Annotated in this window: 12 protein-coding genes and 1 pseudogene; 9 read left to right on the plus strand and 4 right to left on the minus strand. The window is 53.8% G+C overall.

Annotated elements, in window-relative coordinates:
• The first annotated feature begins 44 nt into the window (after nucleotides 1-44).
• The gene (locus DFER_RS01305; protein WP_012779886.1) at nucleotides 45-1,208 is read left to right on the plus strand and encodes a Gfo/Idh/MocA family protein; all 1,164 of its coding nucleotides are present in this window, start codon (nucleotides 45-47) and stop codon (nucleotides 1,206-1,208) included.
• Between the two features lie 45 nt (nucleotides 1,209-1,253).
• The gene (locus DFER_RS01310) at nucleotides 1,254-2,609 is read left to right on the plus strand and encodes an amidohydrolase family protein (RefSeq protein WP_012779887.1); all 1,356 of its coding nucleotides are present in this window, start codon (nucleotides 1,254-1,256) and stop codon (nucleotides 2,607-2,609) included.
• A 3-nt stretch (nucleotides 2,610-2,612) separates the two neighbouring features.
• On the opposite strand, the gene DFER_RS01315 is transcribed toward DFER_RS01310, so the two are convergent.
• Nucleotides 2,613-3,362 (minus strand): SDR family NAD(P)-dependent oxidoreductase, encoded by a 750-nt coding sequence (locus DFER_RS01315; protein ID WP_012779888.1) that lies wholly within the window; start codon nucleotides 3,360-3,362, stop codon nucleotides 2,613-2,615.
• Between the two features lie 20 nt (nucleotides 3,363-3,382).
• Nucleotides 3,383-4,227 (minus strand): annotated as a pseudogene (locus DFER_RS30805) (aldo/keto reductase).
• A 186-nt stretch (nucleotides 4,228-4,413) separates the two neighbouring features.
• Between DFER_RS30805 and DFER_RS01325 the strand changes: the two are divergent.
• Complete coding sequence (locus DFER_RS01325; protein ID WP_012779889.1) at nucleotides 4,414-4,656, plus strand: hypothetical protein; 243 nt, start codon at nucleotides 4,414-4,416, stop codon at nucleotides 4,654-4,656.
• Between the two features lie 3 nt (nucleotides 4,657-4,659).
• On the opposite strand, the gene DFER_RS01330 is transcribed toward DFER_RS01325, so the two are convergent.
• Complete coding sequence (locus tag DFER_RS01330; RefSeq protein WP_229206141.1) at nucleotides 4,660-6,825, minus strand: type IA DNA topoisomerase; 2,166 nt, start codon at nucleotides 6,823-6,825, stop codon at nucleotides 4,660-4,662.
• Nucleotides 6,826-7,324: 499 nt separating this feature from the next.
• Here DFER_RS01330 and DFER_RS01335 point away from each other — a divergent pair, with 499 nt between their 5' ends.
• From DFER_RS01335 to DFER_RS01355, 5 genes are all read left to right on the plus strand, one after another.
• Entirely contained in the window at nucleotides 7,325-7,618 is a 294-nt protein-coding gene (locus DFER_RS01335; RefSeq protein WP_041734621.1) for a hypothetical protein, read from the plus strand.
• Between the two features lie 172 nt (nucleotides 7,619-7,790).
• Nucleotides 7,791-8,489: a response regulator transcription factor gene (locus tag DFER_RS01340; RefSeq protein WP_012779892.1), complete on the plus strand. Its 699-nt coding sequence runs from the start codon at nucleotides 7,791-7,793 to the stop codon at nucleotides 8,487-8,489.
• Nucleotides 8,473-9,843, plus strand: coding sequence for a HAMP domain-containing sensor histidine kinase (locus DFER_RS01345; RefSeq protein ID WP_012779893.1), 1,371 nt, complete (start codon nucleotides 8,473-8,475; stop codon nucleotides 9,841-9,843). Before DFER_RS01340 ends, DFER_RS01345 begins: the two co-directional genes overlap by 17 nt.
• Nucleotides 9,844-9,982: 139 nt before the next feature.
• A complete protein-coding gene (locus tag DFER_RS01350) occupies nucleotides 9,983-10,441 on the plus strand; it encodes a hypothetical protein (RefSeq protein ID WP_012779894.1) in 459 nt (152 codons plus the stop codon).
• A gap of 50 nt (nucleotides 10,442-10,491) precedes the next feature.
• Nucleotides 10,492-11,400, plus strand: coding sequence for a bestrophin family protein (locus DFER_RS01355; RefSeq protein ID WP_012779895.1), 909 nt, complete (start codon nucleotides 10,492-10,494; stop codon nucleotides 11,398-11,400).
• Between the two features lie 44 nt (nucleotides 11,401-11,444).
• On the opposite strand, the gene DFER_RS01360 is transcribed toward DFER_RS01355, so the two are convergent.
• Nucleotides 11,445-12,302, minus strand: coding sequence for a hypothetical protein (locus tag DFER_RS01360; protein WP_229206143.1), 858 nt, complete (start codon nucleotides 12,300-12,302; stop codon nucleotides 11,445-11,447).
• Nucleotides 12,303-12,513: 211 nt separating this feature from the next.
• On the opposite strand from DFER_RS01360, the gene DFER_RS01365 reads away from it, so the two are divergent.
• Entirely contained in the window at nucleotides 12,514-16,374 is a 3,861-nt protein-coding gene (locus DFER_RS01365) for a PVC-type heme-binding CxxCH protein (RefSeq protein WP_012779897.1), read from the plus strand.
• Nucleotides 16,375-16,411: the final 37 nt, after the last annotated feature.

Genomic DNA, 16,411 nt, shown 5'->3' on the forward strand with positions numbered 1-16,411 from the left:
GAAAATGTGCTTTACTAAGTATTCACTACATTCCAAATCGAGCAATGAGAGACCAACAGGACAATCGCCGTGACTTCCTGCGCAATTCGCTTTATTCCGCCGCCGGCCTGGCGATGTTCCCGCAACTGACCCCGAATGCCTACGGTTCCGTCAAAACCGTGGTGGCCGGCGGGCCAACTGCTACCGTCATGCCTCCGCGTATCAAGTTTGCGGTGATCGGCATGAACCACGGGCATATTTACGGGCAGGTGGAAGCAGTAACGCGTGGCGGCGGCGAGCTGGTGTCATTCTTTGCCAAGGAAGCGGACCTCACGGCGGCTTTTGCCAAGCGCTATCCGAATGCGAAGCAGGCGAAATCCGAAGCCGAGATCCTGGAAGATAAATCCATTCAGCTCGTACTCAGCTCGGCCATCCCCGACGAGCGCGGGCCGCTCGGCGTGCGCGTAATGAAGGCCGGAAAGGACTACATGGTGGATAAGCCGGGCCTTACCACGCTGGAACAACTCGCCGAAGTGCGCAAAGTGCAGAAGGAAACCAAGCGCATTTACTCGATCATGTACAGCGAGCGCCTCGAAAACCGGGCGACCGTGAAAGCTGGCGAGCTCATTAAAGAAGGCATTATCGGGAAGGTCGTCCAAACGATCGGCCTGGGCCCGCACCGGATGAATGCGAACACCCGTCCCGAGTGGTTTTTCGACAAAAAGCGCTTTGGCGGCATTATCTGCGACATTGCTTCCCACCAGTTCGACCAGTTCCTGTTTTTTACCAATTCTACCAAAGCGCAGGTGATCGCCTCGCAGGTGGGCAATGTGAACCACCCTCAATACCCCAAATTCGAGGATTTTGGTGACGCCATGCTGCGGGGTAACGGCGGCGCGGGCTACATCCGCGTGGACTGGTTCACACCCGACGGCCTGAAAACCTGGGGCGACGGGCGACTCACCGTACTGGGTACCGAAGGCTACATCGAGATCCGCAAGAATATCGATATCGGTGGCCGCGAGGGTGGAAACCACCTTTTTGTGGTTAATAATAAAGAAACGATGTACGTCGATTGTACCAAAGTGGAACTGCCTTACGGCCGCCAGCTGGTAGACGACGTGCTGAACCGCACCGAAACGGCCATGTCGCAGGAGCATTGTTTCCTGGCGACGGAATTGTGCCTCAAAGCGCAGAAAAACGCGCAGAATGTTTCGGTGGTGAGCTGAATTGCGAAAATCCGTTCCCGATCACTATTAAACACTTCACGAACTATGATACGCAGACTGATTTTCATTTTCGGATGCATGAGCGTCCAGGCGGGCTTTGCGCAGGGGCCTGTCAGCAATGTCGATCGTGATATTGTATTTCAATCGGTGAATGTGATCCCGATGGACCGCGAAACGGTTTTGAAGGAGCAGACGGTGGTGGTCAGGAACGGTAAAATTGTTTCCATAGGCACCAATGTAAAGCCAGCCGCCAATGCGCTGGTGGTGGACGCCAAAGGAAAATACCTGGTGCCGGGCTGGTCGGAAATGCACGCCCACGTGCCGGCGATCGATGATTTCGGCCCGATGAAAGACGTGCTGACGCTCTACCTGGCCAACGGCATCACCACTATCCGCGGTATGCTGGGTAATGCAAAGCACCTCGAACTGCGCGAGCAGGTGCGGAGCGGCAAAGTGCTGGGCCCCAATTTTTACACAACCGGTCCGGCATTCAGCGGCCAGAGCGTCAAAACAGCCGCCCGGGGCATCGAAATGGTGAAGGAAGAAAAAGCAGCCGGTTACGATTACCTGAAACTGCTCCCCGGACTTACCAAAGAAACATTTCCGGGCATTGCAAAAACATCCCGGGAGCTGGGTATCGGCATGGTCGGCCACGTATCGTTCGCTGTGGGCGTTTGGGCGGCCATCGATGCCGGCTATTCGTCCATTGACCACCTCGACGGTTTCGTGGAAGCCATCGTTCCCGGCACCGACACGCTCGCCGAGCAGGAAACAGGGCTTTTCGGCGCATGGATCGCCTATGCCGCCGATACTACGCGCATTCCCAGGCTGATCAAGGGTTTAAAGGACAAAAACATACGCGTGGTGCCCACGCAGGCCATTGCGGAAAGATGGCTCTCTCCATTACCCGCCTCAGCCTATGAAAACGACCCGGAATGGAAATACATGACCGCCGAAGAGAAAAAGAACTGGCTGAATGCCAAAAGCAGCTACGTCAACAATCCGAAGTTCAACCGGGAGCGGGCAGAGGCATTTGTAAAAATTCGCCGGAAGCTGATCCTGGCTTGTCAGCAGGGCGGTGTGCAGCTCATGCTGGGCTGCGATGCGCCGCAGGTACTGAATGTGCCGGGCTTTGCCACCCATCATGAATTGAAATACCTCGTAGACTCGGGATTGACGCCCTACGAGGCATTGAAAACAGGCACGGTCAATGTGGCGAGTTATTTAAACAAGAAAGACTCAGGTTCGATTAAGGCCGGAAATGTGTCAGATCTGGTGCTGCTTGCGGCCAATCCGCTGGAAAATATCGGTAATACCAAAACCATCGAAGGCGTCATGATCGGCACGCGGTGGTTGCCGAAGAGCTTCCTCGACAGCGAGCTGAAAAAGCTCGAAAAGTAGCACTCATTCCTCATAAATCATTTTGCGGGTCATGCCGCCGTCAATGACCAGGTTCGTGCCGGTCATGAAGTCGTTCTCCGGGTTGGTCAGGTAGAGGCATGCGCGTGCAATGTCGTCGGGCTTGCCTACGCGCCCCGCCGGATGCTGCGCATGGTCCGTCGTTTTCAGCTGGCTGTAATCACCCGTTTCGATCCATCCGGGACTGATCGCGTTCACCGTAATATGATCGGGCCCCAGGGAAATTGCCAGCGCGTGGGTGAGCGCCAGAATGCCGCCTTTGGAAGCCGCGTAGGCTTCGGTGTTCGGCTCCGACATCAGCGCCCGCGTGGAGGCGATGTTCACAATCGCTCCGCGGCCTTGCGTACGCATCACCTTAGCGGCCTCGCGGGCACACAGGAATGTGCCGCGCAGGTTGGTATTAAGCACATAATCCCAGTCATCTACGGCCAGTTCATACGGAGATTGCGTATGGCCCAGCCCCGCGTTGTTGATCAGCACGTCGATTCGCCCGAGCGTACCGCCGTCCTGTTCGAAACCCGTGACGATCTCGTCGGGATTGGTCAGGTCTATCACCCGCGAGATGACTTTAAAACCTTCTTTTTCCAGGCTTTCCTGCACGGTACGCAGGCCGTCGGCATCGCGGTCCCACAGTGCCACGGCGGCACCTTGCCGGGCATAATGCGCTGCGACCACGCTCCCGATGCCATTTCCGGCACCGGTTACGATCACTGTTTTGTTTTGATATGTCGGCATAATGCAGTCGGTTGGTAAGCTCAGGACAATGCGCGGAAATCGTCGTCGGATAGTTCGATGCTGCCGCCGCGAAGGTTTTCCTCCAAATGCTGCACGGAGCTTGTGCCGGGAATCAGCAGGATGTTCGGCGCACGTTTGAGCAGCCACGCCAACGCGATTTGCGCGGTGGTAGCATTGTGTTTTTCCGCGATGCCCGAGATTTTCGTTTTCAGTTTATCGGGCCCAGAGGCGAGCGGATACCAGGGAATGAATGCCATTCCGCGTTCCAGCGTGTAATCCAGCACAGCTTCCCATTGCCGGTTCCCGAGATTATAGAGGTTTTGAACAGAAACGATAGGCACGGTTTGTTCTGCCCGTTTCACTTGTTCCACATCCACTTCGGACAGGCTACAAACCGGATTTTGCCGGCTTTCACGGCATCCACCACCGGACCCAGCGTTTCCTCCACAGGGAAGCGGGGATCAATGCGGTGGAGCTGCCACAGGTCGATCACGTCTTTTCTGAGCCGTTGAAGGCTCCCGTCGATCGTTTCCCGGATGTGTTCGGGGTTGCCGTTGACGCGCCATTGGTTCGGGCCGGTGCGGTCGAAACCGCCTTTGGTGGCAATCAGCAGGTCGCCGGGATAGGGGTGAAGGGCGTCGGCGATCAGCGTTTCGTTGGTGTGCGGGCCGTAGGAATCCGCGGTGTCAATGAAGTTCACGCCGGCGTCGAGCGCCGCACGGAGGACTTTTTTGGCATTTTCGCGGTCGGGCGCATCGCCCCACACCCCCTGGCCGGTGAGCTGCATGCCCCCGTAGCCGAGGCGGTTGATCTCAATTTCACCGCCTATTTTGAATGTCCCTGCAAGTTGATGATAGTCGTTCATTGTATTTTAGTTAAAAGGTTACATTGGTAAAACTGCCTGAAAACGGTTTTCATTCACCCGAATCCATCATTCGGGCTACTCACTTTTGTCAAAGCAAATCTCAGGCCATCAGCGCTGCTGCGTCATCCGGGAGCGGCGGTTTGGCACGGTTTTGTATATTTCCCGGTAAACAAAACTCATCAACAAATGGAAACGACAGTATTTGAAGCGCGCGCCAGGGAATTGGTCGACGACATTAAAGAGATTGTTAAGGTGAAAGGATTAAGCCTCGAAGACGAACTCGAAAAGGCGGGGATCGCGCGGAATTCGTCCGACCGCATCCTGAATCAGGGCACCATGCCTAATCTTTCCGAGTTTCTCGCACTTTGCCAGATTTCGGGCATTACGTTTCATCTGCCGTACGTGGAAACGACCAACAGTCCGATGTAGCCGCTAGCCGACTTCAAAGTTGAAGTCGCCGTTCATGACCAGGCGGGCGTCAATGGGGTCGGGGCTGCCGGGGATTTGCAGGCCTTTGATTTTGACCGTTTTGCCTTTGCTTAGCAGGTCGAAAATGTGCTTGTCGGTCAGCTTCTTGCCCAGGAATTCGAATGGTATTTTAAAGCCGCAAGCCTGGAAATTGCTGCATCCGTAGGCGGTTTTGCCCTTTTTCAACAGATGCTCCCTGCATTTGGGGCAGTTGAGGGTTTCAATCGCGATATCTTCTTTCGGCTCGCGGGGTTTTCGCTCCTTTTTGGGCTTTTCCTCTTTTTCGGCCACCGGTGCTTCTTCGACAATGGTGATGGACCGCGCCCGCTCGTTCTTCACCTCGTGCGTGAGCTTCACCACCATGTCGATCAGCTCCTGCTTGAAAGTGTCCATCGCATATTCGCCCTTTTCGATCTGGCGCAGCTTCCGCTCCCAATGCCCGGTCAGTTCTGCGCTTTTCAAAAGCTCATTCTGAATGGTGTCGATAAGGTCAATGCCCGTTTGGGTGGCGAATACGTTCTTCTTCTTCTTTTCGATGTACTTACGCTTGAAGAGCGTCTCGATGATGTTCGCGCGGGTAGACGGGCGGCCGATGCCGCTGTCTTTCATCAACTCGCGCATTTCCTCGTCCTCCACCTGCTTGCCTGCCGTTTCCATGGCGCGCAGCAGCGTGGCTTCGGTGTAAGCTTTCGGCGGTGATGTTTTGCCCTGGTGCACCCGCGGCTCGTGCGGACCCCGCTCGCCTACTTCGAAAATCGGCATTACCTTTTCTTCTTCCGCTTCTTTTTTGGATGCGTTATCATTCGCGTACAGCTCCCGCCAGCCGGGTTCAAGGATTTGCTTACCTGTGGCTTTGAACTCCACCTGGCCGACCACGCCGAGGACTGTGGTGTTGGAAACCCGGCATTCGGGATAGAACACCGCGATGAAGCGACGGGCGATCAGGTCGTAAATGCGCTTTTCATCCTGACTAATGTGCGCCGGAAGCACGCCCGTAGGGATAATGGCGTGGTGGTCGGTGACCTTCTTGTCGTCGAACACATTCTTGGACTTCGGAATGGGCAGGTTCGCCAGCAGCGGTGCCGTGAATTGGCTATAATAGGTCAATTCGCGGAGAATACCCTCCACTTTCGGATGTAAATCTTCCGACAAATAAGTGGTATCCACCCGCGGGTAAGTCACAAACTTCTTTTCGTAAAGATTTTGAATGTGCTTCAAAGTATCTTCTGCCGAATAACCGTATTTCTTATTGGCCTCGACCTGCAACGAAGTGAGGTCAAAAAGCCGCGGATTGCCTTCCTTGCCTTCCTTTTTTTCAAAAGCGGTAACCTCGAAATCGTGCTGTTGGAGGTAAGCGAGGCCCTTATTGGCTTTTTCTACATTCTTAATGCGGTCGATCGTGGCTGTGAACTCGGTTTCGCGGTAAATGGTTTTGAGCTCCCAATATTCTTCCGAAACGAATGCGTCGATCTCCTTTTGCCGCTGCACGATGAGCGCGAGCGTGGGCGTTTGTACGCGGCCGATGGATAACACGGCCTTGCCGCCGCCGAATTTTTTAGTGAAAAGCCGCGTCGCATTCATGCCCAGCAGCCAGTCGCCGATGGCGCGCGCGCTGCCGGCGGCGTATAAATTGTCGTATTGGCTGGCCTCGCGCAGCTTTTCGAAGCCCTCGCGGATCGCCTGCTCGGTGAGGGACGAAATCCAGAGCCGCTTCACGGGAACGTTGCATTTGGCTTTGAGCAGCACCCAGCGCTGGATGAGCTCGCCTTCCTGGCCGGCGTCACCGCAGTTGATCACCTCCTCGCAGTTGCGCACGAGCGTTTCGATCACGCCGAACTGCCGCATGGCGCCTTCATTGTCTATCAGCTTGATTCCGAAGCTGGAAGGGATCATCGGGAGCTCTTCCAGCCGCCACGATTTCCAGCGTTCGGTGTAGTCGTGCGGTTCTTTGAGGGTGCAGAAATGGCCGAATGTCCACGTTACCTGGTAGCCATTGCCTTCGTAATAACCGTCGCGGCGCTGGCCTGCGCCGATTACCGCTGCAATGTCTTTGGCTACGCTGGGTTTTTCTGCAATACAAACTTTCATAATTCTCGATCCGCCACCGGCCGGGCCGGTATGTGTGTCCATTTTGGGGGTGCAAATATGCGCATTTTTGTCCAGACTTCCCGTCGCATCCGCCTCGCATTTCCCCGCCCGCCCCCAGGCTGAACACCGGCATTTTGCGCCCATTCTGACCGGTTACTCAATCCGCACAAAAAAATTTTAAAAAATTTTTAAAAAAATTTCGTGGTTTTCGGATTTCGCAAACCGATTCTTCGGTGTTTTTGGCTATTGGTAGAATCCACTCCGAATTAAATTTGGTATTTGATGGTGAAGTTGAAATAAAATGAACCTGTTTAATATGCCTTAACAATTTGGTAATACCTGCCCGTCGCAATGCAAAATCTTATGAAGCGCCGAAATCGTCAAATCCGTTACATTTAAATTTTGAATCTTTAAATAGTTATATTTGTAACCAGGATTAGAAGGCTGTTTGATATAGAATTTGATAGTTTAACGCTTGTGTAGTAAATGCGTTGAACGTTTGTTTTCAGAATATTGTAGTATATTTGTACTCGAAATACGAATGAGAACACAAGAAAAAACTAAAACACTATTACCAATGAAAAATGCAAAAAATCTGCTAGCCGTTGCTTTGATTGCAATCACTAGCGCAGCTTATGCCAACAACAACTCTACATATACAGTTGAAGAAAAAACGAAGGTAGCCATTGTTAACAACGCATTGCCTGCTTCGGCCCCGGTTCTGGACAGCCCGGCACCACAAAAAGAAAAGATTACGGCTGACACCAATAAACATAGCGCTGCCCAGAAAGCCGCTATCGTAGGCCTCCAATTGAAAAGTGTAACTACGAAGTAAGTGATTGAACCTCAGTGGTTCGGTTAAGATTGATTGATGGTTTAAAAAGGGAGAAATTTTTCTCCCTTTTTTTTGTGCTTCAAAATCCGGCTTGAATACAACTGGATTGCCACGCGGTTTTTTTACCTTACGGGTTAAAACCCCACTTGCAATGCCATTTTCAAAGCTACCCATGAAGCTTCTGCTCATCGAAGATGAGCCTAACGTTATATCGCTGATCCAACGCAGTCTCACAGCCAACGGCCACGAAATCACCATTGCGATGGACGGGCAGTCGGGTTTGCAGATGGTGTTGCAGCACCAGTTCGACGTCATTATCCTCGACCTGATGATCCCGATCATTAACGGCATGGAGGTGTGCCGCCGGGCGCGCAATGCACAGGTTACCACGCCGATCCTCATGCTCACCGCACTCGGTACGACCGAAAATATCGTTTCCGGACTCGATTCCGGAGCTGATGACTACATGACCAAGCCATTCAAGCTGGCTGAGCTCGAAGCGCGCCTGCGGACGCTGATACGCCGCGGGAAGGAGCCCGAAAAGGAGAAAAACGACAAAGTACTTACGCTCGGCGACCTCGTGCTCGACAAGGTAACCAAAACCGTGAAGCGGGGAGGGCAGCCGATCGAACTCACCGCCACGGAATTTCGCCTGCTCGAATACCTGCTTTCTAATACAAACCGCGTGCTGAACCGCATGGAAATACTTGAAAATGTGTGGGATATCAATTTCAACCTGGGCACGAACGTGGTGGATGTTTACATCAACTACCTCCGTAAAAAGATCGATAAGAACCACGATATTAAACTGATCCACACTGTTTTCGGAATGGGCTACGTGATCCGCCAGTCGTATGAGGATACAAAATAAGATTGCGCTCATCTTTACCGCGCTGTCGGCGGGTATCATCTGGGCGCTGAGCGTGTTTGTCTACTTTTTTGCTTCCGAAAGCATCTCCGCCAGCTTTTTTCACCGGCTGGAAGTGCGTTCGGACATTGTGGGGCATGCGGCTTTGCAGGAAAACAAATCGCTGACGTCCATTTACTACGATATCAAGGAGCGACACCTGGGCAGCCTTCCCTACGAGAAGCACCGCATCCTGCCCGATCCGCCCGACGAGGCCACCAAAAAGCGGCTCTCGCTGCCTTCATCATTCTTCGAGGCGTCAAAAAACGAAATCCCGGTCCGGTTTTTCAATCATGATACTTCCTATGTCGTGCTGCGCGTGGCGCGCGATAACAAGCGGTTGATGGTGGTATCGTCGGCGCTGGACACCTATGGCATGCAGGAAATGGGCAACCTGAAAAACCTCCTGCTGATCGGGTTCTTCATCGCGATGATATTCGTGTTCACGTTCGGCAAGCTGTTTTCGAATGAGATTTTCAAGCCGATCCGCCGCATCATCCGCAATGTGAAGGGCATTAATGCCCACAACCTGCACCAGCGGCTCGTGGTGGAACCTACCGACGACGACGTGGAAGCATTGTCGAGGACGTTCAACGACATGCTCGACAGGCTGGAAGTGACCTTCGAAATGCAGAATAATTTCGTGAGTAATGCGTCCCACGAGTTCAGGACGCCGCTTACCGTGGTGAGCGGGGAGGCCGAGCTGGGCATGTCGATGCCCGGTTTGCCGGAGAGCGTGAAGGAGTCATTTCTGAATATTTACAAAGAAGTTGAAAAACTGGAACACCTCACCAATAGCATGCTCAGCCTCGCGCAAACGGGCTTCGACGGTAAAAAAGAGCAATGGGAAGGCGTGCGGATCGACGAACTGATCCTTTCCGTGAAAGAAGCAACAGACCGCATTATCCCTGATAACCATGTGGTGATCGATTTCGACAATCTGCCCGACGACGAGGGCAAGCTGGTGGTAAACGGCAACCTCGCATTGCTGAAAGCGGCGTTTTCCAACATTGTGCTCAATAGCTGCAAGTATTCGGACAACAAACCTGTGAGGATCAAGATCAGCGCGGACGCCAAATATGTGATCGTGGAGATAACCGACCAGGGGATCGGTATTCCGGACCGCGAGATCGGGCAGATCTTTGTGCCGTTTTTCAGGGCTTCCAACACGGGCCGGTATAAAGGCTACGGAATCGGTTTGCCGCTGACAAACAACATTATACGCATGCATCAGGGCAAGGTGGAAGTGCACAGCCGCGTGCAGGAAGGCACCCGCTTCATCACCTATCTTCCGTACAGGTATTCCCATCATTCTTAATTCATTTTAATATTCTTATTTCATTCTAATAAGTCTCTCACTACATTATAATATCGCTCTTAAACCGGGCTAATGTCTCAGCTGTAACATTGCATTGTAATTGATTATCAACGCTTTGTTAACTTAAAACAGCAATTATATGAGAACAGTGGTGATACCTACGGACTTTACGAATGAAGGGATACAGATTGCCGAAGCCATTGTAAGAGAGATGCGGGACGAGGTGCGTTTGATCTTTACACACCTTTTCCATGTGGCCGACGACATTCAGGATTTGCTCTTCTCAACCTACCGCGAAAAAGAATATGAACTCGTTCCAGAAGAGTTCTGGGAAGAGTGCCGGATGCTCCGGGAAGCCTACCCCGAAATTTCGAGCATCAAAATCGACTTCTTCTATGGCAACAAGCTGGCCCTGCTGAAAAATTTCCTGGAATACTACGAAACGGATCTCATTGCTTATTCGGAGCAATACGGAATTCCGAAGCTGACCAAAAGCAGTCTGGACGCATTGCCGGTGCTGAAAAAGACCGGTTATATGATGATCAACGCCGACATGGTACGCGTGTCGTCGCTGGCCGATGCGGGAGGTTACCGGTAAGCCGGTGTTTTTTGATATGAGATTGTGAAAAAGGTTAAAGACTAGGCTATATGCTTCTCAAAAAGAATATCCCGATCCGCTACATCTTCGGTAAGATCAAGTACGAGGTCATGTTTGTGACCGTCTACGGTATCGCTATCGAGGTCATTTACCAGAATTACCATATTACCAACATTTCGATCCCGATGACGGTGCACAGCGTGCTCGGTACGATCATTTCGTTGCTCCTTGCATTCCGTTCCAATCAGGCCTACGACCGTTGGTGGGAAGCCCGGATCATTTGGGGTGCCATCGTAAACGACTCGCGGACATTCGCGCGGCAGATCCTTTCGCTCATGGAAGACCCGCTCGATCCCGACCGTATCGACGGTTTCAAGAAGCGGATGATCAAGCGCCAGATCGCCTGGTGTTACGCATTGGGCAAAGGCCTGCGCCGCGACGACCCGATGCCGATGATCAGCAAGTTTGTGTCCGAAGAAGAAATGGAATACCTGAAAGACTTCGACAACAAGCACGTTGGCCTGGTGCAGCTGCACGCCCGTGACCTGAACAATGCATTGAAACAAGGCTGGCTGAACCCCTACCAGCAGGTAGAGCTCGACCAGACGCTGACGCGCCTGTGCGATCACATGGGTAAGTCGGAACGGATCAAAAACACCGTTTTCCCTTCGACTTACAGCCTTTACATTCATCTGGCATTGCACTTCTTTATCCTCTTGCTGCCGTTCGGGCTGGTTCAGCTGTTCGGTTTCCTGATGGTGCCGGTGCTGGTGGTGATCACGGCATGTTTCTTCCTGATCGAGAAAATGGCGATCCATTTGCAGGACCCGTTCGAAAACAAGCCTACCGACACGCCTGTGCTGTCGATCTCGAGGAATATCGAGCGTGATTTGAAACAAATGATGAAAGACAAGCACGTTCCCCAGGCATTTCAGCCCGAAACGTTCTACATTTTGTAGTGAGGGTTAAAAACCCAACACGTGATAGCGGCGCCCAGGCGCCGCTATTTTCGTTTCATGCCGTTATGAATGTCCACCAGGATGCGGTGGTCGTCGCGCACCCAGTTGCCGCTCTGGTATTTTTTGTGCTTGCCGGTAAAAAGGTAATCCTCGAACATATCGTAGGCCTTGTGCGCGTCGTCGGCGGAATGGAACGATTCCAGCCAGGTGGAAGGTATCTGATCCTTTTTGACTACGCCAATACCCACATTGTAAAGCCTCACGATCCCCTGCGAAAATTCCAGCGAAATGTAATCCTGCTCACGGATCTGCGCGCTGCTGAGCACCGATGCCGTGTGCGCGAGGTAATTCAGTAGCCGTGCGCGGATCTGCGCATCGGTTTCCGGGCGTGCGGGCTTAATGCGCCACCAGTTGTTCTGCCCAAAGTAAGGGTCTTCGCGAAAGCGCGGCAGCTTCCGGCCGTACTCCGTGAGCGACAGGCTTTCGGTGGGAGAGAATTCGAAGTTGATCAGCCGCAGACCATTGTCGGCATAAGTGATGAAAACGCCGATTTCCTCAGTATTGCGGTTTGAGGTAAGGAAAATGGAGCTGGTGGTGGTATCGAAATCCCATTGGCCGACGGTGTATTCGCCTTTGGTGCCTACCCGGGTGAAAGTGCTGTCGGGGAAGAAGGAAATCAGCATATCGTTTTTAGAGCCTGGCTCAAACTGCCTGACCGGCTGGCCGTCGGGGCTGATGACGCCCTGGTTACCCGTACTCACACCCGAAATGCGCCAGGTGCCGATCATATTGGCCGGTTTCGGCTTGGTACGCTCCCGGATCTCGTCGCGCGCCGGGCGGGAGGGACGTTTGGAGCCGGTCCGGTAGATGATCCCGTGATGCTGCATCATGGTGATCATCATAAAGAGTATGAAGAGTTTAAAGGATGTCATGGTGCGGCTGCTGATGCGGTAGTGTTTACCCTAATTTAGGTATTTAAATTCAAATCCAAATGAAGTAAACAGGCAGAAACATGAAATTTTGAGTATTTCCGGGCCATTTTTTTCTTATTCCGGCATATCGGGATGGTCATACTGCATCCGCGTTTAATCCTAAAACCCAGGACTTCTGCCCATGAACTTGCTCAGGTTGCTACCGCTGCTGCTGGTATTTGTATTGTTTAATTTCAAAGACGACTTTCAGCCGCGTAACGCGCTGGAAGCTACGCCGCTTTCTGCCGATACGCCATTGCGCGCCGTGCAGGATGCGAAGGGCGAAACGATCAGTATTTTCCGGGGCAGCGAGTCGAAGCCGATCCTGACGCAAAACGCAACACCCGATTTCAGGCCCTACTTGCACCCGATCGTCGCTCCCGACGGCCAGGGCGTGCTCACCGAATACAGTCCGGGCCACCACAAGCACCAAACGGGCATTTACTGGGGCTACACCCGCGTGAACGGCCGCGATTATTTCCATCATCCGGGTGATGGTTATTGGAAAAAAATCTCCGCCAAAGTGCTGGAAGCCAAGGGTACGGAAGTGAAATGGCAAACCGTGTACGACCTCCTCGACTCGACCGGCACCGCCGTGCTCACCGAAACGCAAAACTGGTCTATGCGGGTAAAAGACGGCAAATACCTCCTCGACCTTGAATGGAACGGCGAAGCCAAAACCGACGTCACCATCGGCAAATACGACTACGGCGGCCTATTTGTGCGCATGCCGTGGAAAGAGGGCATCAAAGGGGCCGTGGTGAATGCGGCGCGGCAAAAGAACGAGAAAGCCGAAGGCCAGGCGGCTATGTGGGTGGACATTGGGATGCAGGTGCCCGGCCGCAACGACCTCGCGCACATCGCCATTCTCGACCATCCCTCCAACAAAGGCTACCCGCAAACGTGGCGCGTGGACGGCCAGCTGGGCGCGGGCCCGGCGCGCGCGCGCAAGGGCGATTGGCACATCCAAAAAGGCGAAACGGAGATCATTAAACATGAACTGGTGGTTTACACCGGTGATTTTAAGGATGTGGAGCTGAATAAAACATTCGGCGAGTTTATCGGTAATACTGGGCAGTATAATACCACTGCATTGTGGGCGCTGGCGCAGAAGGAGGGTAGGGAAGCCAAATTCCTCAGTGCGCAGGAAGCTGTGGCCGCGATGACCGTGAAGGAGGGTTATCAGGTCAATGCATTTGCCTCCGAACCGATGATGACCCAGCCGATGGCATTCTGCTGGGACGACCGTGGCCGGATGTGGATCGCTGAAAACAAAGACTATGAATCACGCGGGAAAGGATTTTCCAACAACGGCAGCAGCCGCATTCTCATCCTGGAAGACACCGATCACGACGGCGTGGCCGATAGCAAAAAGGTGTTCATGGAAGGCATCGCATTCCCGGCCGCATTGGCGGTGGGATTTGGCGGCGTGTTCGTGGGAGCACCGCCGAACCTCTTGTTTGTCCCCGACAAAAACGGCGACGACAAAGCCGATATAGACGACATTGAAGTGCGGCTCACCGGCTGGGGCATCCGCGATCGCCACGAAACGCTCAACAGCTTTCATTGGGGCCCCGACGGCTGGCTGTACGGCTTGCAGGGATTTGCAACGCCCTCCAAAGTAGGCAAACCGGTTGGAAAAGGTAAACTATACAAGCATAAAGACGCATTCCCCGAAAATATCGAAGTTGAAGACGGCGTCGACATCAATGGCGGCGTGTGGCGCTACCATCCTACCAAACGCCGGTTTGAGGTGGTGGCGCACGGTTTCAGCAATCCCTGGGGCATCGATCACGACGCCAAAGGCCAGCTTTTCATCACAGCCTGCGTGATCCCGCATTTGTGGCACGTGGTGCCGGGCGGCATTTACCACCGGCAGGGCGGGCAGCATTTCAATCCGTATGTATATAATGATATCAAAACCATCGCCGATCACAGCCACCGCTCGGCGCATGGCGGGGCGCGCATTTACCAGTCGGATGCCTTCCCGGCGGCTGAGCGCGGCAAGATTTTCATGGCTAACATTCACGAGCACGGCATTTTGTCGGACCAGCTCATTCCGAAAGGCTCCGGCTTCGCGGGCAAGCACAGCGACGATTTCCTGATGGCCAACAACGCCCAGTGGGTCGGGTTCAGCATGGAAATAGGGCCGGAGGGCGGCATGTACATCCTCGACTGGCACGACGCCGACATCTGCGGCTCCGACGTACTCAACTCCGAAACCGGCCGGATTTTCAGGGTAGTGCCCAAAAACTCCCTCGCCGAAAACTGGAAGGGCCGCTACGACGACCTCAACAAACTTTCCGACGCCGACCTGGCCGCATTGCAAACGAGCAAAAGCGACTGGCATGCGCGGCGTGCGCGGGTGGTTTTGCAAAGCCGCGCCGCAGCCAGTGGCAAGATTTCGCAGGAAGCAATTGCCAAACTGAATGTACTGTACCAATCCACGGACAATGCCGACAACCGCCTCCGGGCGATGTGGGCATTGAAAGTCACCGATAACCTGGACAATGCAGCGTTAAAGCAGGCGCTGGGCGACGCGGACGCGCACGTTCGCGCCTGGGCGATCCAGTTTTTGTGCGAGGATGCACAGCCGGGCGTGGAAGTGGTTAGTCAATTCGCCAAAATGGCGGCTGGTGATGCGTCGCCGGTGGTACGCCTTTACCTCGCGTCGGCGCTGCAACGGGTGAATGATGAGGGCAAATGGAACATTGCCAAGGGACTTTTGGCGCACGCAGGCGATGCGGCCGACCATAATCTTCCGAAAATGATCTGGTTTGGCATCGAGCCGCTCGTGAAAGGCAACGCAACTCGTGCACTGGAATTGGCTGGAAGCAGTAAAATACCGATGGTAACGCAGTTTATAGCGAGAAGATTGGTGGATGCGGACCAGATTTCGACACTTGTAGCAGCCCTCGGAAAAACCTCAGCAAACCGCACCGACCTGCTCACCGGCATGCGCGACGGACTCGAAGGCCGCACGGACATTCAAACGCCGGACAACTGGAATGCAGTTTACACAAAACTCAAACAGGCCGACAAACCAACCGCCCAGCTCGCCGCCGATCTCGGCCGCCATTTCGGCGACACCGAATCAGCCAAAACCGCGTTGACGACATTGAAAAACAAATCCGCAGCACTAACAGAACGTAAAAAGGCCCTGCAATCCCTCGCCGCCCGCCAGCGTCCCGAGCTCGCCGCAGAACTCCCGGCATTGCTGAACGACAATGCAATGCGCCTGGAAGCGATCCGCGCCGTGGCCGGCTTCGACAGCGAGCCATTGGCAAAGCAGCTGCTCGACGCCTACCCGAAATTCAATGCGCAGGAAAAATCGGAAGCCGTGCAAACACTGGCCTCGCGCCCGAAATCCGGCTGGCTCCTTACCCAGGCAATTTCAAAGAATGTCGTGCCTAAAAAAGACGTTCCGACCTACGTGGCGCGCCAGCTCCGGCGTGTGGTAGGCAGTGGCTTCGTGGAAGTGTGGGGGCCGATCGATCACGTTGAATTTGATGAAAAGGCCTATAAAAAATACCGCACCCTGCTTACGGACAAGGCCGTAGCCGACGCGAGCAAAACGAGCGGCCGTATCGTGTTTGAGCGAACCTGCGCGCCCTGCCACAAACTTTACGGCGAGGGCGGCATCATCGGCCCCGAACTCACCGGCTCCAACCGCGCCAACCTCGACTACCTGCTCGGCAACATCCTCGATCCGAGCGGCGAAATCCAGGACGACTACAAAATGGTGGTCATCACCACGCGCGACGGCCGCACTTATGTAGGCAACGTGGCCAAAGAAACCGAGCGGCAGCTCACCCTGCGCATAGTAGGCCAGGACGCCGTCCTGATCAACAAATCGGACATCCAAACGCGGGAAGTAACCCCGTCATCCATGATGCCGACCGGGTTGCTGGATAACTTGTCCGAAAAAGAGGTTACCGAGTTGATTGCTTACCTGCGGACGACGGCGCAGGTGCCGTTAGGGAAGCGTAGCGGAGGTAAATAGGGGAGTAAAAACCGGACATAGCAGAAGTTCATGCAAC

Origin of the sequence: Dyadobacter fermentans DSM 18053 (genome assembly GCF_000023125.1) — a bacterium.
GTDB classification, from domain to species: Bacteria; Bacteroidota; Bacteroidia; order Cytophagales; family Spirosomataceae; genus Dyadobacter; species Dyadobacter fermentans.

Bases quoted from the DNA above. Each gene is read 5' to 3' on its own strand.
- DFER_RS01345 (WP_012779893.1), top strand. From the start codon at position 8,473: ATGAGGATACAAAATAAGATTGCGCTCATCTTTACCGCGCTGTCGGCG.
- DFER_RS01305 (WP_012779886.1), top strand. From the start codon at position 45: ATGAGAGACCAACAGGACAATCGCCGTGACTTCCTGCGCAATTCGCTT.
- DFER_RS01340 (WP_012779892.1), top strand. From the start codon at position 7,791: ATGAAGCTTCTGCTCATCGAAGATGAGCCTAACGTTATATCGCTGATC.
- DFER_RS01335 (WP_041734621.1), top strand. From the start codon at position 7,325: ATGAGAACACAAGAAAAAACTAAAACACTATTACCAATGAAAAATGCA.
- DFER_RS01325 (WP_012779889.1), top strand. From the start codon at position 4,414: ATGGAAACGACAGTATTTGAAGCGCGCGCCAGGGAATTGGTCGACGAC.
- DFER_RS01315 (WP_012779888.1), bottom strand. From the start codon at position 3,362: ATGCCGACATATCAAAACAAAACAGTGATCGTAACCGGTGCCGGAAAT.
- DFER_RS01360 (WP_229206143.1), bottom strand. From the start codon at position 12,302: ATGATGATCACCATGATGCAGCATCACGGGATCATCTACCGGACCGGC.
- DFER_RS01330 (WP_229206141.1), bottom strand. From the start codon at position 6,825: ATGGACACACATACCGGCCCGGCCGGTGGCGGATCGAGAATTATGAAA.
- DFER_RS01355 (WP_012779895.1), top strand. From the start codon at position 10,492: ATGCTTCTCAAAAAGAATATCCCGATCCGCTACATCTTCGGTAAGATC.
- DFER_RS01310 (WP_012779887.1), top strand. From the start codon at position 1,254: ATGATACGCAGACTGATTTTCATTTTCGGATGCATGAGCGTCCAGGCG.
- DFER_RS01365 (WP_012779897.1), top strand. From the start codon at position 12,514: ATGAACTTGCTCAGGTTGCTACCGCTGCTGCTGGTATTTGTATTGTTT.
- DFER_RS01350 (WP_012779894.1), top strand. From the start codon at position 9,983: ATGAGAACAGTGGTGATACCTACGGACTTTACGAATGAAGGGATACAG.